We start from the raw sequence: 20863 nt of genomic DNA, 5'->3' as shown, positions 1-20863 counted from the left end.
CCTAAGACACGCGATCGTCACGCGGTGGCAGTCGCCCGAGAGGTGATCGAGAAGCAGGTTAAGCGGCGTAAAGATCTTGGTCCGAAAGCACTATTGCAGACCGGACAGCGTGGCGGGCAGCTGCGTGCCCGAGGCACCGTACATGGTTCGACGGTGCGATGACGCGTATGGAGAAAAACGAAGGAACATATCGAGAAAGCGCTGGACGAGTGCCTCCGGGGCCGCGTGGAACTGACTGTATTGAGCAAGTGATAGGTTGAAATCCCGCGAGAAGCTATTTTCGTTTTCTACGTCCCCGTCTAAAGCCCCTAATTTCGGCCCTACGCGCGATCGATGCCACCTGCGCCGCGGTGTAATTCAGGGGCGCTACACCTGCTCGCGGAAGCACCCACCCGCGCCAATACGCCATAACTGCCAGACCAAAGCCCACAAAGGGCGAGACGATCATACCGAGGGCAAACTTATCGAAGTGCGCGAAGGAAGCCATCACGATTCCGGTAAGTACCGCCGGCACGGCGTAAAGCGGACTACCTCCAAAGACCGAGGGAATCTGCCCGGAGGCAACATCGCGCACCATTCCGCCGCCTACTGCGGTCAAGACACCCAAGAAGACGCAGGCAATAAACGGCATTCCATGAGCCAGCGCCTTCACGCAGCCAGTCGTGCACCACACGCCCAAGATGACAGCATCCGCGTGCTCGAGGAAGATTTCCCAGGCCTTGCCCTTCAAATCCGTCAAAAACGCAATGAGCGCGCCCACACACGCCAGCGTGAGATACAGCGGATCAGAGATTGCCGCTGCTGGACCGCTGGCGATCAGCATGTCACGGATCATGCCGCCAGCCAGCGCCGAAAAGAGCGCCAGAAAGACGAAGCCAATAATGTCGAATTCCCTTCGGCGCGCAATCGTGCCACCAATAATGCCGTTGAGCACCACACCGATGAGGTCAAAAACCTGGTACAGGGAATGGATGAGCGGGTCGACGTCCTGAATCACAGATACCGACCATAGCGCACTGCTCACATCATGATGGTGAATTTGCTTCAGTTCACACCATCGCTAGCCTCGCGTCGTCCCACAACGTCTTACTCAAGCGCCTCCAACGGCCAACGCTTCCATAAGTACAGACCTGGAAGTGCATTCATGCAGGTGGGCGTCGTGAAGCGTAACGCACTGCTTGGCGACGACCAGGAGGTCTGCACTTTCAGGTCTGCACTTTTGCAGATATCAAGCGCCTCCGCATCGGCACCCCGCTGGCACAGCTCGGCGCTAGCAGGCCGGGCCTACGAGAAAATCGTAAACGGTTAAGCCTTCGCCTCCGGCGTCGCATAGGGGCTGCGGGAGGAGTCCACCACTTGGCCGGCATGTGCGGAGTGGGCGGTGGCGGTTTGGTCGAAGACTAAGGCGGCGGGTTTGACGCGCACGTCGGGCTTCTCGCCTTTGTTGACCATGACGTACTGCCCCATCATTCCCTCGTCCTCATGCAGCAGCATGTGGCAGTGGTACATGTACGGGATGGTCTTATCCGGGAAGTGACCGAACTCCACCAGCAGGCGTGCGGTGACCTTCGGCGGAAGGTTGACAATGTCTTTCCAGCCGGAGTTGAACACATCCATCTTCTCGTCGCCGTCCCAGTCAAGAACCTTGAAGCGGGCGTTGTGGATGTGGAAGTTGTGGGGCCAGTCGGAGTTCTCATTGGTCACGGTCCAGATTTCCGGGGCGTCGTGCTCGATGACGGTATCCACCCGGGCCATGTCCATCTGCTCACCATTAATCATGAAGGTGTTGAGCACGAACTCACGCTCTTCAAGGCCCTGCGTGGACGGGGTCTCCGCGGCGGCGGGGTCCAGCGTTGCCGGCAGGGAGGGTGGTTCCGAGGCGTTTTCCGCCGGCCCTGAGATGGTGAGCAGGTCGAAAGAATCTTGGAAGCCGAAGTCGGCCGCGTCCTTCTCCTTGGGCACCCCAAAGTTATCCTTGCGCGGCACCGAGCGCAGCTGGACTTCCTTGCCGGGCTCCAGGTCCACGATGATTTCGGCGCGCTCGCCGGGGCCGAGGAAGAGGGTATCGGTTTCCACGGGCGCGTCGAGAAGCCCCGTGTCCGTGGCGATGACGTGGAAGGGACCGTTGCTCAGCTCCAGCGTGTAGAAGCGCATCGAAGCACCGTTGAGCAGGCGCAAGCGGACCCGGCGCGTGGTGGCGTCGAAGCGCGCATTGGTGATGCCGTTGACCAGAGGCGTGGTGCCCAGAAGGCCCAGAGTGTTATCGCTCTTTTCATCAATCTGGCCATCGTCGGTGAACTTGGCATCCATGATGACTACCGGGATGTCGTCCACACCGTAGTCCTGCGGCAGGTCCAGGTCATCGGCCACATCGTCACCGATGAGGAACATGCCCGCCAGCCCGCGGTAGGCATGCGTGGCCGTGGCCATGTGCGGGTGCGGGTGGTACCACAGCGTGGCCGCGGGCTGGATGATCTCCCACTCGGGCTTCCATGTCTTGCCCACCTCAATCGGCGAGTGCGGGCCGCCATCCGAATAGGCCGGCAGCTTCATGCCGTGCCAGTGCACCGTGGTCATCTCAATGAGGTCGTTGGTGATTTCCGCGCGGACCTTCTCACCGCGCCGAGCACGCAGCGTGGGGCCTAAGAAGGCGCCGTTGAAGCCCCACGTCCGCGTGCGGTCGTTGCCGGGGAGGATCTCCGAGTAGCCGTCCTGGGCGGTGAGTTTGAATACGCGCGTGCCGTCGACGACCTCTCCTTCCTCCACGGGCGGGATGGGCAGGGCGCGCGGCTCGCCGTCGTAGCCCAGCGGCTCCGGCTGATTCCTCGACCCCGAAGTGGAGCAGGCACTCAACCCCACCACGGCGGCACCGGCAACAGTCAGCACGGAACCCTGGACGAAAATACGGCGGGATACTGTAGGGCGAGCGGAGATAGACATGCCTCCCAGGATAGAGATCAGGTGAACCTTAGACCCCGGATTGGAGCGAGCCGGGCTTAAGATCACAGTCATGGCTTCGCGTTCTGCAACCTCCCAAGGCTCCTCACCGTCCGAAGAGTCCGCCAATGCCCGCCGCTTCATCTGGTCGAATGGCCTGCAGGGCGTGGGCGATCAATTGCTCTCCGGAAAGACGGTCCTACCCTGGCTGTTTAGCGTGGCCGGGGTGCCGGGCTTCTTCACAGGCCTACTGGTCCCCTTGCGCGAGTCCGGCTCCATGCTCCCGCAGGCGGCGCTGACCCCTTGGGTGGTGTCCCATCCAGCCCGCAAGCGCCTGTGGGTGCTGGGCTCGGTGGGTCAGGGCCTGTGCGCGGCGATCATCGCGGCGGCTGCGGTGCTTGTCGACGGCCCCCTCCTCGGCCTCATCGTCTGCCTCGCCCTGGCAGCTCTCGCCGTGCTGCGCGCGCTGTGTTCGCTGACCGGCAAAGACGTGCAGGGCCGCACCATCTCCAAGGGCCACCGCGGAGTAGTGACCGGCCGGGCCACGCAGCTCGGCGGCGCGGTTACCTTGATTACCGGTGGCATCCTCGCCGTGCTGGGTGAGCTCCCGCGCTGGGGCTTGGCGGTGTTGCTGGCCATCGGTGCGGCCACGTGGTTCTTGGCGGCAGCAGTCTTCCGCACCATCGAGGAGCCGGTGCCGGATGATGCCGGCCAGAAGGGCCTGAACCGCAGCTGGTGGACGGATACCTGGAAGCTATACACCCAGGATTCCCGCTTCCGCAGCTTCGTCAACGTTCGTGCCCTGCTTTTGGTGTCTGCCCTGTCCACCTCCTTTATCGTGGTGCTTTCGCAGAGCATCGGCTCACAGGCTTTGAGCGGGCTCGGCGGCTTCGTCTTGGCCTCGGGCTTGGCCAGCCTCGTGGGTGGCCGTGTATCCGGCGTGCTCTCGGATAAGTCCTCGCGCTTGGTCATGTCCTGGGGTGCGGGTGCCGCAGCGATCATCCTGCTGGGCATCGTCGCGTGTGCCGCGTGGGCGCCGGCAGCGGTGAGCATGTGGGCATTGCCCCTCGGTTTCTTCCTAGTCAACCTGGCGCACGCGGCCATTCGCGTGGCGCGCAAGACCTATGTGGTGGACATGGCCGGTGAAGATAAGCGCACCCGCTACGTCGGGGCCGCGAACACCATGATGGGTGTCATTCTGCTGGTGGTCGGCGGCATCTCCGCCGTGATCGCGCTGGCTGGTCCCTCGGCAGCCATTCTGTTCTTGGCCTGCATCGGTCTGCTCGGCGCCTGGCGTGCCCGGGCACTTCCGGAGGTCTCACGCGAAAAATAGAACGCAGGCGTTATGATGAAAAAAGTAAGTCCTGACATCCCCAATCACAGGAGAAGCACACACTCGTGGCTGAAGTAACGAACTGCGCCGCCATCGTCCTTGCCGCAGGCGCAGGTACCCGCATGAAATCCTCAACCCAAAAGACGTTGCATGAGATTGGCGGGAGGTCACTTCTCGGCCACGCCCTCCACGCAGCCGCGGGCCTGAACCCGGAGCACCTCGTGGTCGTCGTGGGCCACCAGCGCGACCAGGTCTCCCCTGCCGTCGATGCCATCTCCGAGGAGCTGGACTGCGAGGTCTCCCAGGCCGTCCAGGAAGAGCAGAACGGTACCGGTCACGCCGTCCAGTGCGGCCTGAGTGCGTTGCCTGACTTCGACGGCACCGTCATCGTGACCAACGGTGACGTTCCGCTTCTGCGCCCGGAGACACTGCGCCAGCTGCACGAGACCCACACCGGCCAAGGCAACGCCGTGACCGTGCTGTCCATGACCCTGGAGGATCCCACCGGTTACGGCCGCGTGCTGCGCGCCGAGGATGGATCGGTCACCGCCATCGTGGAGCAAAAGGATGCCTCCGAGGAGCAGCGCGCGGTGCGCGAGGTCAACTCCGGCGTTTTTGCTTTCGATGGAGCCGTGCTTCGCGACGCCCTGACGAAGCTCAACTCCGACAACGCCCAGGGCGAGCTTTACATCACCGATGTGCTGGAGATCGCCCGCGAGGGAGGCCACCGCGTCGGCGCGCACGTTGCTGTCGATCCGGAGGAGCTCTCCGGTGTGAATGACCGCGTGCAGTTGGCCGCGGCCGGCCGCATTCTCAACCGCCGTGTGGTCGAGGAAGCCATGCGCGGCGGCGCCACCATCGTCGATCCCGATACCACTTGGATCGGCGTCAACGTGACCATTGGCCAGGACGTTGTCATTCACCCCAATACCCAGCTGTGGGGCGCGACGACCATCGCCGATGGCGCCGAGGTTGGCCCCGACACCACCCTGACCAACATGCAGGTTGGAGCGGGCGCCAGCGTCGTGCGCACGCATGGCTTCGACTCCGTCATTGGCACCAACGCTCAGGTGGGCCCGTTCACCTACATCCGCCCCGGTGTCATCGTGGGTGAAGAAGGCAAGCTGGGCGGCTTCGTCGAGGCGAAGAAGGCGCAGATTGGCCGCGGCACCAAGGTTCCCCACCTGACCTATATCGGCGATGCCACCGTGGGTGACTACTCCAACATTGGTGCCTCTTCCGTCTTCGTCAACTATGACGGCGTCAACAAGCACCACACCACCATCGGCAGCCACGTGCGCACCGGATCGGACACCATGTTCATCGCCCCCGTCACCGTCGGTGATGGCGCCTACTCCGGTGCGGGTACAGTAATTAAGGACGACGTTCCCCCGGGAGCGCTCGCGGTCTCCGGCGGCAAGCAGCGCAACATCGAAGGTTGGGTGCAAAAGAAGCGTCCGGGCACGCCGGCAGCGGAAGCAGCCGACAAGGCACAGGACGCCCAGGCTGACGATCAGACCACTAACTAACGACAAGTAAAGGGATATCTACTGATGACTGGCAAGGTTACCGGCAGCAGCAAGAACATGATGCTCTTCACCGGGCGCGCTCACCCGGCATTGGCTGAGGCTGTGGCCAAGGAGCTCAAGACCGATCTGGTTCCGACCACCGCCCGCGATTTCGCCAACGGTGAGATCTTCATTCGCTTCGAGGAGTCCGTCCGTGGTGCTGACTGCTTCGTGATGCAGTCCCACACCCAGCCGCTTAACAAGTGGCTGGTAGAGCAGCTCATCATGATTGATGCGCTCAAGCGCGGCTCTGCTAAGCGCATCACCGCCATCCTGCCCTTCTACCCGTACGCGCGCCAGGACAAGAAGCACCTCGGCCGCGAGCCTATCTCCGCCCGCCTAGTGGCGGACCTGCTCGCCGCTGCCGGTGCCGACCGCATCGTGTCCGTGGATCTGCACACCGACCAGATTCAGGGCTTCTTCGATGGCCCGGTCGACCACATGCACGCCATGCCGATCCTGACCGACTACATCAAGTCCAAGTACCCGATGGACAACCTGGCCGTGGTCTCCCCCGATGCCGGCCGCGTGAAGGTGGCAGAGAAGTGGGCACACGAGTTGGGCGATGCCCCACTCTCCTTCGTCCACAAGACCCGCTCTAACACCGAAGCCAACAAGACGGTGTCCAACCGCGTCGTCGGTGACGTCGAGGGCAAGGACTGCATCCTGCTCGATGACATGATTGACACCGGTGGCACCATCGCGGGCGCGGTCCGCGTACTGGAGGAGGCCGGCGCCAAGTCCGTGGTTATTGCCTGTACCCACGGTGTCTTCTCCGACCCGGCTCGCGAGCGCCTGTCCGAGTGCGGCGCTGTCGAGGTCATCACCACCGATACCCTGCCGCAGTCCACCGAGGGCTGGGACAACCTCACTGTGCTGTCCATCGCCCCGCTGCTGGCTCGCACCATCCACGAGATTTTCGAGAACGGTTCTGTGACCACGCTGTTTGAGACTCACTAGATTTGGTTCTGCGACAACGCTGCTGCTAAAATCTTGTGCGTCTCGGCGAGGGAGAAATCCGTTATCGACGCGATAGCACAAGTTAAGCAGTGAATCTTGTATTAAGCCTGCGATGACTCGTCCAAGACGTCCATCGGCAGGCTTTTGTCGTATCTACACGGTTCTTCATGAGCCCTTGCCGCACAACGATACTTTAAGGAGATTTACTTATGGCTTCTGAGCGCCCCGTATTGAAGGCTGAAGTCCGTTCTGAGTTTGGCAAAGGCTTCGCTCGCCGTCTGCGCGCTGCAGGCAAGATCCCGGGCGTTGTCTACGGCCACGCCGTCGACGTTCTGCACTTCGCCGTTGACCGCCTGGAAATGACCGCACTGGTCCGTAACCACGGCGTCAACGCCGTGTTCGAGCTGGAGCTCGAGGGCGAGCAGCACCTGGTCATGGTCAAGCACGTCGACCAGAACGTCCTGACCTTCAACATCGACCACATCGACCTGCTCTCCATTAAGCGTGGCGAGAAGGTTGAGGTCGAGGTTCCGGTTGTCCTCGAGGGCGAGCCGGCTCCGGGCCTCATGTCCATCCAGGATGCCGACGTCCTCCTGGTCGAGGCAGACGTGCTCAACATTCCGGAGGAGATCGCCGTGTCCATCGAGGGTCTCGAGGATGGCACCGTGGTCACCGCTGGCGACATCACCCTGCCGGAGGGCACCACCCTCGTGGCCGAGGAAGACACCGTCATCGTCTCCATCTCCGAGCCTCAGGTTGATGAGGAGCTCGAGGCTGCCGCTGAGGCTGCCGAGGACGGCGGCGCTGAGGCTGGCGCCGAGTCCGCAGACGAGGGCGCCGCCGAGGAGAAGGCCGACGAGGAGTAAAACTCCCCTCTCCTTATCACTCCTCATTCTCTAGCGCACCGCTGCCTGCATTCTTTCTCACTCCCTCCCCTACATACCGAGGGGGTGAGCGTGCAGGCGGCGGTGCGCTCTTGTGTCTTCACCCCAGCGGCTTAGAATGGCTGCGTGACTTCTTCTCCTTTTCTCGTCGTTGGCCTAGGAAACCCCGGGCCGAAGTACGCCGGCACTCGCCACAACATCGGCTTTGACGTGGCTGATGAACTAGCCCACGAGCTATTCGCTTCCTTTTCCGTTCACAAAAAGACAAACACGGATGTCGCCGAAGCGCGGCGCGGGGACACCAAGGTGATCGTCGCCAAGCCGCGCTGCTTCATGAACTTGTCCGGCGGTCCCATCAAGGCACTCGCCCAATATTTCAATGTTCCTGCTGAGCGCATCATCGTGATCCACGATGAATTGGAGCTCGACTTCGCCACCATCAAGCGACGCCTCGGCGGCGGGGACCACGGCCATAACGGCCTGCGCTCCACCACGAAGGCCCTGGGCACCAAGGATTATCAGCGGCTTTCAGTAGGCATCGGCCGCCCGCCCGGCCGTATGGATCCGGCCGCATTCGTGCTCAAGCCGTGGACTAAGCAGGAGGCCCACGAGATTCTCATCATCTGTGCCGATGCCGTCGATGAGATTCTTCGCGCGTTAGACTAGCCGCCATGAAGCTCGCTACTCTCCGCACCAGTTTTGGTACTTGCGCTATCCGCATCGACGGCCCCAACGTGGGCACCGAGCTGGATTATGAGGACGTCGGAGAATTGCTCGCCAGCCCCGATTGGAGCAAGGCCGCGCAGCTGTCCGGCGAGCCTGTGGTTTTCAACGATGCCGACCTAGCCCCCGTCATCCCCCACCCCGGCAAGATTATCTGCGTTGGCGTCAACTACGCCAAGCATGCCCGGGAGATGGGGCGCGAGCTTCCCACGCAGCCCACGCTCTTCATCAAGTTTCCGGAGGCCCTGACCGGACCCTTCGACGACGTTTATGTCCCGGACTATGCCACGAAGAAGCTGGACTACGAAGGAGAGCTCGCCGTGGTCATGGGACGCCGCGCGCACCGGGTGAGCACGAAAGATGCGCTAGATTACGTGGCCGGCTATGCCATCATGAACGACTACACCCTGCGGGATTATCAGCGCGCCACCACGCAGTTCCACGCCGGCAAATCCTTCTACCGCACCGCCGGCTTCGGGCCGTGGTTGACCACGGCTGATGAATGGGCCCCGGGCAAGGCCGCGCGGCTCACCACGACCGTCGACGGCGACGTGCGCCAAGACGACAACACCGATGACCTCATCTTCTCCGTGGCCGAGCTCATCGCCTTCTGTTCCTCCCTCTACCCTCTCAATCCGGGCGATGTCATTGCCACCGGCACTCCGGAAGGTGTGGGCTTCGCGCGTGGTGAGGAGGCGCTGCTGGGCGACGGCTCCCGCACCCGCATCAGCATCGAAGGGCTAGGGGCAATTGAGAACACTACGCGCTTCGGTGAGCCCCCTGCTGCCGGTGGCTGCGGCGAAGGCTGCACCTGTCACGGCCGTTAACAGTCAGCCATATCCAGGCTCTTCAGCGAGCACGCTCTGATTTCGATACGGTGGGGCACCACATTTCCCCCTGATTGACTGAGGAGGATGAGCCTCGATGACTCTTCATTCCCGTTTCACCGCCGCCGGCATCGCACTCTGCGCCAGCACCGCGCTGGTGGGGTGCTCGTCGGATAAGGAGGCCGAGCCCGCCCCGACGCCGACTCCCGCGCCGGTGGAAACCGTGACGGAAACGGCCACAGCGACGGGCACGGATGCTGGCGACGATGACCGTGATGACGACCACGACGATGATGACGCTCAGCAGCCTGCCGCCACGGCTGGCGCCAGGGCCACCGGCAACGCAGAGGGCTCCGGCATGCTCAGCGGCGATGAAGCTTTTAAGAAAGCCTTAGCCCACGCCGGCGTTGATGCCCAGGCCGTCACCGAAAAGGAAGTCGACTACGACGATGGTGATGACGGCAAGGGCCCGCACTGGGAGATTGAATTCAAGGCCAACGGCCAGGAACACGAGCTCGATGTCGACGCCGCCAGCGGCGCGGTGACGCAACACGAGGTTGACTGATCGCCAGTCTGATCCCCAGCTCCATCCCACGCACATCTCTAACCCCTGCAGTTAGGCATTTCCCCAGCTAAGAGGTAAATTTAAAGGTATGAGTTCACAGTCTAAGAAGTCTGCCACCAAGCCGCCGAAGCTAGACAAGCAAGCCTATGAGGACGAGCTCAAGCGCCTCCAAGCAGAGCTCGTCGAGATGCAGCAGTGGGTCGTTGAGACCGGCGCCCGCGTTGTCATCATCATGGAAGGCCGCGACGCCGCCGGCAAGGGTTCCGCCATCAAGCGCATTACGCAGTACCTTAACCCGCGTACTTGCCGCATCGAAGCGCTGCCCAAGCCGACTGACCGCGAGGCGGGTCAGTGGTATTTCCAGCGCTACATTGAGAAGCTGCCCACCGCCGGCGAAATCGTCATTTTTGACCGTTCTTGGTACAACCGCGCCGGCGTAGAGCGCGTCATGGGCTTTTGCTCCCAGCAGGAGTACGTGCGCTTCCTGCACCAGGCTCCGCTGCTGGAGCACATGCTCATCGAAGATGGCATCATCCTGCTCAAGTACTGGTTCTCTGTCTCTGACGAGGAGCAGCTCGCACGCTTCAAGTCCCGTCGCAATGATCCGCTGCGCCGTTGGAAGCTCTCCCCCATGGACCTGCAGTCCATCACCCGCTGGGAAGACTACTCGCGTGCCAAGGATGAGATGTTCGTCCACACGGATACCCCATCCTCCCCGTGGTACACGGTGGAGTCTGAGGACAAGAAGCGTTCACGCATCAACGTGATCAACCACATCCTCAAGACGGTTCCGTACCAGCACGTGGAGCAAGACGTACCTGAGATCCCGAACCGCCCTGAGCTCGAAGCCGAATACGTCCGCCCGCCGCGCAACGACTTTGCCTACGTCCCGGATGTCGCTGCCGACTTGGAGCGTGAGAAGGTCAACGGCAACGGCGACAAGAAGACTAAGAAGAAGCACGGCAAGAAGAACAAGAAGAAGAAGTAGTTCTTCCGCAGACTTCTCCTACATTTTCGGTAGGCACAGCCGCCCCGCTCGGTGCACACTGCCCTAGCTGACGAAAGTTGCCCGGATTTTTCAATCCCAGCCTCTACTTTTGTCAGATCGGGCAGTTGCACGTTTGAAGCATCCTGGCAAAGCTAGGTTGCCCGCCGAGCAGAACCCGAAAACAACAACACCGCCCACGCCATACGGCGAGGGCGGTGTTCGTGTTCTAGCGCTTAGAGCTCAGAGACGTCAACACGCTTCGGGTACACCACCGGGCGGGCGCCGGCGATGTCCTCGACGATACGGATGACCTGGTTGGAGTAGCCGAACTCGTTGTCGTACCACACGTAGAGCACGAGGTGCTTGCCGGAGGAGATGGTGGCGAGACCATCGACCACACCAGCGTGGGTAGAGCCCACGAAGTCAGAGGACACAACCTCCGGGGAAGCGATGTAGGAGATCTGCTGGCGCAGGTCGGAGTGCAGGGACACGTTGCGCAGGAAGTCATTGACCTCGTCGCGGTCAGCTTCCTTCTCTAGCTCGAGGTTGAGCACGGCCATGGAAACGTCCGGGGTGGGAACGCGGATGGCGTTACCGGTGAGCTTGCCCTCAAACTCCGGCAGAGCCTTGGACACAGCCTTGGCTGCACCGGTCTCCGTGAGCACCATGTTCAGGCCAGCTGCGCGGCCGCGGCGGTCACCCTTGTGGAAGTTGTCGATGAGGTTTTGGTCATTGGTGAAGGAGTGGGCGGTCTCCACGTGGCCGTGAACCACACCGTAGCGGTCGTTGATGACCTTGAGCACCGGGGTGATGCCGTTGGTGGTGCAGGATGCGGCGGAGAGGATCTGGTCGGAGTCCTCGATGTCGCCGTGGTTAATGCCGTAGACGATGTTCTTCAGGTCGCCCTTGCCCGGAGCGGTGAGCAGCACGCGATCCACACCCTTGGACTGCAGGTGCTGGGACAGGCCCTCGCGGTCGCGCCACACACCGGTGTTGTCGACGACGATGGCGTTGTCGATGCCGTACTTGGTGTAGTCAATGTCCGCCGGGTCATTGGCGTAGATCATCTGGATCTTCGTGCCGTTGGCCCAGATGACCTCGTTCTCCTCATCAACAGCGATGGTGCCGTTGAAGGCACCGTGGACGGAGTCGCGGCGCAGGAGGGAGGCACGCTTGAAGATATCCATGTCGCCCTTCTTGCGTACGACGATGGCGCGCAGACGCACGCCGCCGTAGGCAGCCTCGCGGGCGATGAGGATGCGGGCCAGCAGGCGGCCGATGCGACCGAAGCCGTAGAGGACGACGTCGGTGGATTCCTTGTCCACACCAGCGCCGACGAGATCCACGAGGGTCTCCTCGAGGTAGTTGCGCAGGTTATCGGAGCCGGACTCCTCGAAGCCGGTGGCCAGACGGCCCAAATCAATGGAGGCGGTGCCCAGGTTCATCGAGCACAGTTCCTTCACAATCGGCAGGGTCTCTGCGGTGGAAAGCTCGCGCTCAGCAATGCGGCGGGCGTAGCGGTGCGCCTTGATGATGTCGATGTCGGTCACGCCGATGAGCAGGCGGCCGTAGATAGAGGTGACAACGTTATTGTTGCGGTGCAGCTGGTGGATGAGCGGGATCATCTCTTGGGCCAGCTCCAGGCGCTCGTTCCAATCCTCGTGCCCAATGTGCGCGTTCGAAGTCACGTGCTTTGTATCCTTTACTCGTCAAAAAGGGTGTAAAACTCTGTCCATCCGTAAATATTAACCGTTATTCATGCCCGTTTGGGTGTAGTTGAGCGAGGATCTCCGCCACACTACCCCCGCCAAGTTTCATTACTTCGACACCTACGAGGCAATAGTCCACGTCCGCGTCAAGCTGGGCGCGACGAGGTTTCAGTAGCGCGTTGAGGTAGGGGTAGACCAAAGGCAGGTCCGGGTGTGCCCGCGTGTAGGCGGTCTCCAGCCCGCGGGCGTAGCGCCCAGAGAACGCGCGGGTGGACACCGTCTGGCCACCGCGACGCAGAAGGCCACGGTTGTGTTCACTCGTTCCCGCCTCCTCGGAGAGCAGGAAGGCGGAACCACAGCTGACTGCTTTTACCCCCGGCCAGGCCAGGGCCGTGACAACATCTTCCGCCGTGCGCAGACCACCCGCGGCAATGAGCGGAAGGTCCGTGACCTGGTGGACCGCCGCGACGAGTTCCTCGAGAGGGCGCTGATCGGGTTCCGCACCCGGGTCCCACACACCACGGTGCCCGCCAGCTTCAGGGCCCTGCACGCACAACACATCGATGCCGCGGGCGGCCGCGGCCTGCGCTTCCTCAGGGTTGGTGACCGTGGTCCACGCCTCTGCCCCAGCGTCATGGATGCGCGCGACCTCGTCCTCGCTAAAGACGCCGAACATCGACCACAGCACCGCTGCCCCACCCTCCAGCGCGGCTTCGAGCTTGTCCTGCCAGCCGAAGTTGAGGGAGACGTCGCCAAGCACGGCGCCCTCTTCGGCGGCGAGGGACCGTGCAGCCGCGAGTTCCGTTTCGGTTAGCGCGCGCTGCGGGTGAAAGATATTGACCCCGAAGCGCGTACCGGCACACGCAGCGATGGCCTCCCCCGCGGCGTCGACGGAGCACGTCCCCAGCCCCAGCGCGCTGAAGGAACCAGCGGCGTCGGCGGCGGCGACTAACTCAGGCGTGGTGGGCCCGCCCGCCATCGGGGCAGGTAGGACAGGGCAAGTGATAGTCTCAAGAAGTTGACTCATGGTTACCCAGCCTAAAGAAAACCATCAAGGGAGTAGTTGTGTCTGCCATCCGTGACTTTTTCACCCGCCTCTTTGGCCGTGCCGGCGAAGCACCGAATAAGAAAACACAGAAGGCCGCCGCCTCCGGATTAAACCCGGCGGATTTAAGCGCCGAGTGGCTCATCGTGGGTTTGGGTAATCCCGGCGCGAAATACGCCGCGACCCGCCACAATGTGGGGTACATGGCGGTGGATGATCTCCTCGCCGAATCTGGTGACATGCTCGAGCCTGTCACGGGGCACCAACTCAGCGCGGCGCAGCTCGAGCTCGGAGGCACGAAGGTCGTAGCGCTGCGCTCACACACCTACATGAACCTCTCTGGCGATCCCATCGCCCCGCTGGCCACGCTACTGGGCGTTGCGGCAGAGAACATCATCGTCATCCACGATGAGCTCGACCTGCCCGTCGGCAAGGTGCGTATTAAGAAGGGCGGCAACGAAAACGGCCACAACGGCCTTAAGTCACTGAGCGAGCGCTTGGGCACGCGCGATTACCTGCGCGTGCGCATCGGTATCGGGCGCCCACCCAAGGGTGGTTCCATCCCGGATTGGGTGCTCGCGCCTGTCGACGCCAGCGCTGAGCTCGATTCCACCATCGCCACCGCCGCCGAGGCCGCACGTCTCATCGTGGCTGAGGGGCTCAACAAGGCCCAGCAGGAAATCCATTCCCGGGCGAAATAAACCCCGGCGCGACCACGCTCAACGTCCTACACTGTCCAAGTATGAGCCGCACGAGCCAGAGCCTGCCATTGAATAACGACCCGAAAACTATCGTCATCACCGGAGCCTCTGACGGCGTGGGCGCGGCCGCTGCCCGTATCCTTCACCAGCGCCGCCCGCAGGATTCGCTCGTGCTCGTGGGCCGCAACCCGGAGAAGACGCAGGCTGTGGCCGAGGAGATCGGAGCCGACTTTCATGTGGCCGATTATGAGTCTTTGGGCCAGGTGCGCCGGCTCGCCGAGGAGCTGAGCCAATACCCGCGGATCGACGCCTTGGGCAATAATGCCGGCGGAATGTTCGACGGCCCCTTCGCCACCGCCGATGGCTTCGAGCGCACGTGGCAGATCAACGTCGTGGCTCCCTTCCTGCTGACCTCCTTGCTGCGCGATACGCTGCGGGCCAGCAACGCCACCGTGGTGCAGACCGCCTCGTTGGCCAACATGCTGTATTCCTCTTTCGACCCCGGTGACCCGAATACTTTTGAAAAATTCACGGCGGAGCGCGCCTATGGCAACGCCAAGTTGGGCGATATCCTGCTGACCCGCTACCTCGACTCCCACGGGCTGACCTCCGTGGCCTTCCACCCGGGGATATTGAATACTGGTTTCGGGCATAACTCCACGAGCAGGACGAGCAAGCTCTATTCGACCACTGCGGCTCAATACGTCTTGGGCAAGGCGGACAAAGGCGGGGAGAACTTGGCCTACTTCCTCAGCGGCACCCCCGGCATCCATTTCGAATCCGGCGAGTATTACAACCAGAAGCGCAAGCCAGGCCTGCAGCGGCCGATTGCGAAGAAGCTCTCCGTGGCCCGGCGCATCTTTGATGATCTGGGCCGCCAGCTCAATGTGGAGTGGTAGCAGCCAGCGGCTAAACTAGCCCGCATGAGTATTGCCTCCGAAGCTTCCCGCCGCCGCACATTCGCCGTCATCGCCCACCCGGATGCTGGTAAGTCCACGCTGACGGAGGCGCTGGCGCTCCACGCGCACGTCATCAACGAGGCCGGCGCGGTGCACGGCAAGGGCAACCGCAAGTCCACGGTTTCTGACTGGATGGAGATGGAGAAGGAACGCGGTATTTCCGTGGCCTCCTCGGCCCTGCAGTTCGAGTACGCGCCCGAGGGCCACGAGGGCGAGCCCTACATGATCAACCTGGTGGATACCCCGGGCCACGCGGACTTTTCGGAGGATACCTACCGCGTGCTCACGGCGGTGGATGCTGCCGTCATGCTTATCGACGCCGCCAAGGGCCTCGAGCCCCAGACCCTCAAGCTCTTCCGCGTGTGCAAGGCCCGCGGCCTGCCGATCATCACGGTGATCAACAAGTGGGACCGCGTGGGCCGTGAGCCGCTGGAGCTTGTCGACGAAATCGTCAACGAAATCCAGCTGCAGCCCACCCCGCTGTACTGGCCGGTGGGTATCGCCGGCGACTTCCGCGGCTTGGCCCACATCAACGATGACGGCGAGGCCGATGAGTACGTGCACTTCCTGCGCACCGCCGGTGGTTCCACCATCGCCCCGGAGGAGCACTACGCGCCTGAGGATGCAGCCGCGAAAGAAGAGGACGCTTGGGAGACGGCCGTGGAGGAAGCAGAGCTGCTGGCTGCCGATGGCGCCTTGCACGACCAGGAGCTCTTCGAGCAGTGCGTGACCTCCCCGCTCATCTTCGCCTCTGCAATGCTGAACTTCGGCGTGCACCAGATTCTGGATACCCTGTGCGCCATCGCCCCGGCTCCGCGCTCCCGCGATTCGGATCCGCAGGCCATCGAGGCCGCCACCTCCGCCATCGACGAGGTACGTGAGGTTACTGACGACTTTGCGGGCGTCATCTTCAAGGTGCAGGCAGGCATGGACCGCAAGCACCGCGATAACTTGGCCTTTATGCGCGTGGTCTCCGGTGAGTTTGAGCGCGGCATGCAGGTCAACCACGCCCAATCCGGCCGCAGCTTCTCCACCAAGTATGCGCTGACGGTCTTCGGCCGCACGCGTGACACCGTGGACACGGCTTACCCGGGTGACATCGTGGGCTTGGTCAACGCCGGTTCCTTGGCTCCCGGTGACACGATTTACACAGGCAAGAAGGTACAGTTCAAGCCCATGCCGCAGTTCGCGCCGGAGTCCTTCCGCATCCTACGCGCGAAGTCTTTGGGTGATTACAAGGCATTCCGCAAGGGCTTGGACCAGCTGGCTGCGGAGGGCGTGGTCCAGATTCTGCGCAACGATACGCGTGGCGATGCCGCCCCAGTCATGGCCGCGGTGGGCCCCATGCAGTTCGAGGTCATGCAGGCTCGCATGGAGGTCGAGTACAACGTGGAGACCATCACCGAACCCATCCCCTACTCGGTGGCGCGCCGCACCGACGCCGAATCCGCGCCCGAGTTGGGCCGCCAGCGCGGCGTGGAGATCTTCACCCGCACCGACGGCGAGCTCATCGCGCTCTTTGGTGATAAGTGGAAGCTGGCCTTCATTGAGAAGGAGCACCCGGAGCTCACCATCGAAACCCTCGTGGCGGATTAGGCACAGCGTTTCCCTTAACTGCTGAGGAATTCCTTCCACGCCGGCCATTCCGCATAGGTCTGCGCGCGCCCGGCTTCATAGTTCGCGCGCAGCTTAGTCACCGAGCGTTCGGTCGAAGCCACCTGCATATCTTCTGGGAAGAAGAGCTGGGCTCGCCCTTCCTTTTCCAGCTCCAGAAGCCGGTCCTTGGAGGCGTTGTACCGGGGCGGCCGGGCAATCATTGACTCCGCCACGGCAGGGTACTTTCGGAAGATTCGTCGCAGCGCCGCGGGCCGCCCTACCTCAGGCCGCACGTAGCCACGCGGTTTCGAGCCAAGGAACAAGAACTTTTCAAAGCCGGCCTTCTCCGCCTGCTCGATGAGGATGCCACCGGATTCCCCCATCGCACCGTCGACGTACGGTGCGCCATCGATAACACGCATCGGCATGATCAGCGGCAACGTCGAAGACGCGCGAACGCGCACCATCAGGTCCTCTTGTGTCTTTATGTCATTGCGCCCCCAGTACACGCTCTCCCCGGTATCGGCGCGCGCGGCGGAAATACACATCTGCGCCGGGTTGGCCTGAAATGCTTCCCAGTCAAAGGGCATGTCCTGATCGGCGGCCTTCTCATAGATGAACTCCGCATTGAAGTAGCCGCTACCGCGCAGCAGCGAACCCAGGCCACCGAAGCTGGGGTTCTTGGCAAAATCCACGAAGGATTCTTCCGAGCGGCTCACGTCGCGGGAGAGGAAGTTCACGGTGTGTGAAGAGCCCGCGGAAACACCTCCAACCCAGCCAAATTCCACCTCCTCCTTTAGGAGCTTGACGATGCACGCGGCGGTATAGGAATTGCGCATGCCGCCGCCTTCAATGACGAGTGCTGTATCTTTCGCGTCAATCACAGTGCCCGATGGTACCCCCGCGCTAGGATCGCGCCATGGGATTGTTTTCTGCGGTTAAGAATGCCGTCGACAAGCTTGGCGGCTCCAGCACTGTCCGTTTGGCCTCCCCGGATCCCCACGCCGTCGAGGTTTCTTTCGATCATCTTTCCGTGCACACTGCGAGCGGTCTCATCATCCTGGTTACCTCCCCTGCCGGTGCGCAGGTGCTCAGTGAGGTGGCGCGCTCCGGCGAGCCCGCGCAGTTGCGTGGCCCTCAGACCACGGTGCATCTCTCCCCCACGACTAGAGAACAGCGTCCCGTCCACGACCCCAAGAAGGGATGGGCCATCCCGTTGTCGCTTGCAGAAAGAGAGACGCTGTCCCAACTCAACGCGGAGCCCGGCGATTATGAAGTTTCCGAGTCACTCGCTGTGTCCGTCGAACCCACCCCCTGAAGAAAGCTAATCCGCCATGCTCATCCTCCCCTTCCAAGGGCACACTCCCCGCATCCACCGCAGCGCCTGGATTGCGCCGAATGCCACCATCATCGGTGACGTCACCATCGGGCCAGATTCTTCCGTGTTCTATGGCAGCGTGCTGCGCGGAGATGTTGGTGCCATCCGCCTTGGCGCCCGCGTCAATATCCAAGACAACTGCGTCATCCACGTCGAAACCACTGCGCCGTGTGTGCTGGAGGATGACGTCACCGTGGGCCACATGGCCATGCTCCACGGCACGCGGGTGGGCGCGGGCACGCTGGTTGGAATGAAGTCTTCTTTGCTTTCCGGCTCCACCGTGGGCACAGGCTCTCTCATCGCCGCCGGCGCGGTGGTGCTCGAGGGCCAAAACATTCCCGCCGGCGCCCTAGCCGCCGGGGTGCCCGCCAAGGTGCGCCGTGCGTTGAGCCCTGAGGAATCCGCCGCCTTCATCCCGCACGCCGCGCGCTACGTCGACATTGCTCAGAATCAGGCGCCGCTTGGCGACGCCCTCCCCCTCGACGAAGTCCTCTACGACTAGCACCGCAACTGCCGTTGTTGACAAAACTCCCGAGTCCGCCGCAAAAACTGACCAGAACTTTGGCAACTAGGGCAGTTCACTTTTGAACTCTTGCCCACCAGCCGGCTCGTTATAGAAGAGCAACGAGACCCATCACCACCAGGAAGGCGGCCACTCCGTAGCCGCTCCATAGTGCCACTGCTGCAGAGTTTTCCCGCGCCCACGCGAAGGCGCGACCGGCCCAGGAATGTGGTTTCGCCCGAACCACAGCGATGAAAAGCCCGCACACCGTGGGCAGTGAGAGCGCGAAAGTGGCATAGAAGAAAAGGCCGCCGTATTTAACGGTGTTGCTAAAGTCCCCTGCCGCAAGGTGCATCAGCCCATAGAAGAAAGGCACGGAGGTCAAGGACTGGATAACACCCATGGCATAGCCCACCGCGACAGTCTTGGCCGAGGGCGTGCGCAGTGGGCCGAGGAGTTTCTGCACCATGTCATTGGGTTCGCCCTTGGAGCGCCAGGCCAGAAGACCCAGCCCCAGGCCGATGACCACCAGACCCCAACCAAGCAGCGGTGATTCCAGCGCGGCGGCCACCTTGTCCTGGATACCGACGAAGACGAACATCACCACAGCAGCGGCGGTGAGCACGCCGAACCAGTCACCGACGATGACGAGGGCCGCGATCTTGCGGTAGCTCCCCCGCGGAAGCATGATGCCGATGGCCACCAGGATTCCGATGAGAAGCGCGTTGACGGAATCGGCGAAGGCATTCAGCACGGCTTCAAGCATGCGGGCTAGTCTACAGGCTCTTAGAGAACATTCATCTACTGTTTACCCCGCGCGCCCCCGACGCAGGCGAGCAAACGGTATGTTCGAAAAAAGTGTGCCACGTAACGAACCCCCAACTTACGCGTGTCAACATAGACTAGACCCCTGCTGGTACAGCACGTTTTGACCCCGACCCAAGAAGTGGAGAGACAAAAAATGAAGGTAGCGATTCTCGGCGGAGACGGCTTCTGCGGTTGGCCCGCTTCCCTTTATCTCTCCGACCAAGGCCACGAGGTCATCATCGTGGATAACCTCTCCCGGCGCGCCATCGATGAGGAGTTGGGCGCGGAATCCTTAACACCCATCGCCTCCATTGAGGATCGCCTGGCCGCGTGGACCGAGGTTTCCGGCAAGACCATCGGCTTCCGTAACCTCGACGTGGCCCAGGACTACGACGGCTTGCTGGAGTTCCTGAATACCGAACGCCCGGATGCGGTGGTGCACTTCGCTGAGCAGCGCGCCGCCCCCTATTCCATGAAGAATTCGCGCACCAAACGCTACACGGTGGATAACAACATCAACGCCACCCACAACTTGCTCGCCGCCATCGTGGAATCTGAGCAAGATATCCACGTCGCCCACTTGGGCACCATGGGTGTCTACGGCTACGGCACCGCCGGTATGAAGATTCCGGAGGGCTACCTGGATGTGCAGGTGGATGCGGGCGAGAATGGCGTCGTCAAGCAGCAAATCCTCTACCCCTCCAACCCGGGCTCGGTCTACCACATGACGAAGGTCCTGGACCAGCACCTGTTTGCCTACTACGCCAAGAATGATGAGCTGCGCATCACCGACCTACACCAGGGCATCATCTGGGGCACGCACACTGAGCAGACCCAGAAGGACGAGCGCCTCATTAACCGCTTTGATTATGACGGTGACTACGGAACGGTGCTCAACCGCTTCCTCATTCAGGCCGGCATTGGTTATCCGCTGACCGTGCACGGCACCGGCGGACAGACCCGCGCCTTTATTCACATTCGTGACATGGTGCGCTGCATCGAGCTGGCCCTGCAGAATCCGCCGGCACGCGGCGAGCGCGTCAAGATCATCAACCAGATGACCGAAACCCACCGCGTGCGTGACCTGGCAGAACTACTGGCGAAGATCTCTGGTGCGGAAGTGGCTTATGTGCCGAACCCGCGCAAGGAATCCGCAGAGAATGAACTCCACGTCACCAACGACACGTTCCTCGAGCTCGGCCTGGAGCCGACCACTTTGTCGGAGGGGTTGCTCCACGAGGTGGAGGAGGTCGCGCGTAAGTACGCCGACCGTGCTGACCGCTCCAAGATTCCAGCCCAGTCGCTGTGGACGCGCCAGCAGCACGCTGGTGTTCCCGAAGCCTTGGCCAACGGCGCGGACGCTGCGGAGGCTTAAACCTTC

General features: G+C 62.2%; 20 protein-coding genes. 14 read left to right on the top strand and 6 right to left on the bottom strand.

Annotated elements, in window-relative coordinates; all coding sequences use genetic code 11:
* Nucleotides 1-274 precede the first annotated feature (274 nt).
* Nucleotides 275-994, bottom strand: a complete 720-nt coding sequence (locus tag QKE52_RS09195) for a trimeric intracellular cation channel family protein (protein WP_293775257.1) — start codon at nt 992-994, stop codon at nt 275-277.
* 311 nt (nt 995-1305) lie between these two features.
* Nucleotides 1306-2940 (bottom strand): multicopper oxidase domain-containing protein, encoded by a 1635-nt coding sequence (locus QKE52_RS09190; RefSeq protein WP_347948631.1) that lies wholly within the window; start codon nt 2938-2940, stop codon nt 1306-1308.
* A gap of 70 nt (nt 2941-3010) precedes the next feature.
* Between QKE52_RS09190 and QKE52_RS09185 the strand changes: the two genes are divergently transcribed.
* The 8 genes from QKE52_RS09185 (at nt 3011) to ppk2 (ending at nt 10785) form a co-directional block, all read left to right on the top strand.
* On the top strand, nt 3011-4270 hold the full coding sequence (locus QKE52_RS09185; RefSeq protein ID WP_347948629.1) for an MFS transporter: 1260 nt from the start codon (nt 3011-3013) through the stop codon (nt 4268-4270).
* 65 nt (nt 4271-4335) lie between these two features.
* On the top strand, nt 4336-5799 hold the full coding sequence (glmU, locus tag QKE52_RS09180) for a bifunctional UDP-N-acetylglucosamine diphosphorylase/glucosamine-1-phosphate N-acetyltransferase GlmU (protein WP_049154281.1): 1464 nt from the start codon (nt 4336-4338) through the stop codon (nt 5797-5799).
* 24 nt (nt 5800-5823) lie between these two features.
* Nucleotides 5824-6798 (top strand): ribose-phosphate diphosphokinase, encoded by a 975-nt coding sequence (locus tag QKE52_RS09175; RefSeq protein WP_049154279.1) that lies wholly within the window; start codon nt 5824-5826, stop codon nt 6796-6798.
* Between the two features lie 209 nt (nt 6799-7007).
* Nucleotides 7008-7664, top strand: coding sequence for a 50S ribosomal protein L25/general stress protein Ctc (locus tag QKE52_RS09170; protein ID WP_049154276.1), 657 nt, complete (start codon nt 7008-7010; stop codon nt 7662-7664).
* Nucleotides 7665-7808: 144 nt separating this feature from the next.
* Nucleotides 7809-8348 (top strand): aminoacyl-tRNA hydrolase, encoded by a 540-nt coding sequence (gene pth / locus QKE52_RS09165; RefSeq protein WP_347948628.1) that lies wholly within the window; start codon nt 7809-7811, stop codon nt 8346-8348.
* A gap of 5 nt (nt 8349-8353) precedes the next feature.
* Nucleotides 8354-9232, top strand: a complete 879-nt coding sequence (locus QKE52_RS09160; protein WP_347948626.1) for a fumarylacetoacetate hydrolase family protein — start codon at nt 8354-8356, stop codon at nt 9230-9232.
* Nucleotides 9233-9329: 97 nt separating this feature from the next.
* Nucleotides 9330-9797, top strand: a complete 468-nt coding sequence (locus tag QKE52_RS09155; protein ID WP_347948625.1) for a PepSY domain-containing protein — start codon at nt 9330-9332, stop codon at nt 9795-9797.
* A gap of 88 nt (nt 9798-9885) precedes the next feature.
* The gene (gene ppk2 / locus QKE52_RS09150) at nt 9886-10785 is read left to right on the top strand and encodes a polyphosphate kinase 2 (protein ID WP_347948624.1); all 900 of its coding nucleotides are present in this window, start codon (nt 9886-9888) and stop codon (nt 10783-10785) included.
* Between the two features lie 233 nt (nt 10786-11018).
* Here the strand turns inward: ppk2 and QKE52_RS09145 are convergent, their stop codons facing one another.
* Both QKE52_RS09145 and QKE52_RS09140 read right to left on the bottom strand, forming a co-directional pair.
* Complete coding sequence (locus QKE52_RS09145) at nt 11019-12473, bottom strand: glyceraldehyde-3-phosphate dehydrogenase (RefSeq protein ID WP_347948623.1); 1455 nt, start codon at nt 12471-12473, stop codon at nt 11019-11021.
* A 64-nt stretch (nt 12474-12537) separates the two neighbouring features.
* Nucleotides 12538-13521: a nitronate monooxygenase gene (locus QKE52_RS09140; RefSeq protein ID WP_347948622.1), complete on the bottom strand. Its 984-nt coding sequence runs from the start codon at nt 13519-13521 to the stop codon at nt 12538-12540.
* Between the two features lie 161 nt (nt 13522-13682).
* Here QKE52_RS09140 and pth (QKE52_RS09135) point away from each other — a divergent pair, with 161 nt between their 5' ends.
* From pth (QKE52_RS09135) to QKE52_RS09125, 3 genes are read left to right on the top strand one after another with little or no spacing between them, the layout of a single operon-like run.
* Nucleotides 13683-14240, top strand: coding sequence for an aminoacyl-tRNA hydrolase (gene pth / locus QKE52_RS09135; RefSeq protein WP_257995462.1), 558 nt, complete (start codon nt 13683-13685; stop codon nt 14238-14240).
* Between the two features lie 41 nt (nt 14241-14281).
* Entirely contained in the window at nt 14282-15139 is an 858-nt protein-coding gene (locus QKE52_RS09130) for an SDR family NAD(P)-dependent oxidoreductase (protein WP_102233774.1), read from the top strand.
* Between the two features lie 24 nt (nt 15140-15163).
* Nucleotides 15164-16795 (top strand): peptide chain release factor 3, encoded by a 1632-nt coding sequence (locus QKE52_RS09125; RefSeq protein WP_347948620.1) that lies wholly within the window; start codon nt 15164-15166, stop codon nt 16793-16795.
* Nucleotides 16796-16809: 14 nt separating this feature from the next.
* Here the strand turns inward: QKE52_RS09125 and QKE52_RS09120 are convergent, their stop codons facing one another.
* Nucleotides 16810-17679 (bottom strand): patatin family protein, encoded by an 870-nt coding sequence (locus tag QKE52_RS09120; RefSeq protein WP_347948619.1) that lies wholly within the window; start codon nt 17677-17679, stop codon nt 16810-16812.
* 35 nt (nt 17680-17714) lie between these two features.
* On the opposite strand from QKE52_RS09120, the gene QKE52_RS09115 reads away from it, so the two are divergent.
* The gene (locus QKE52_RS09115; protein WP_046646927.1) at nt 17715-18113 is read left to right on the top strand and encodes a hypothetical protein; all 399 of its coding nucleotides are present in this window, start codon (nt 17715-17717) and stop codon (nt 18111-18113) included.
* 16 nt (nt 18114-18129) lie between these two features.
* Complete coding sequence (locus QKE52_RS09110) at nt 18130-18675, top strand: gamma carbonic anhydrase family protein (RefSeq protein WP_347948617.1); 546 nt, start codon at nt 18130-18132, stop codon at nt 18673-18675.
* 109 nt (nt 18676-18784) lie between these two features.
* Here the strand turns inward: QKE52_RS09110 and QKE52_RS09105 are convergent, their stop codons facing one another.
* Nucleotides 18785-19441 carry a hypothetical protein gene (locus QKE52_RS09105; protein WP_347948616.1) on the bottom strand — a complete coding sequence of 219 codons (657 nt, stop codon included), beginning with the start codon at nt 19439-19441 and terminating at the stop codon, nt 18785-18787.
* Between the two features lie 195 nt (nt 19442-19636).
* On the opposite strand from QKE52_RS09105, the gene QKE52_RS09100 reads away from it, so the two are divergent.
* Complete coding sequence (locus QKE52_RS09100; protein WP_347948615.1) at nt 19637-20857, top strand: NAD-dependent epimerase/dehydratase family protein; 1221 nt, start codon at nt 19637-19639, stop codon at nt 20855-20857.
* Nucleotides 20858-20863: the final 6 nt, after the last annotated feature.

It is taken from the genome of Corynebacterium sp. c25Ua_47, assembly GCF_039907205.1.
In the GTDB taxonomy this organism is placed as follows: Bacteria; Actinomycetota; Actinomycetes; order Mycobacteriales; family Mycobacteriaceae; genus Corynebacterium; species Corynebacterium hiratae.
The sequence above is the reverse complement of the archived record's forward strand: the minus strand, read 5'-3'. Positions and strand labels throughout refer to the sequence as shown.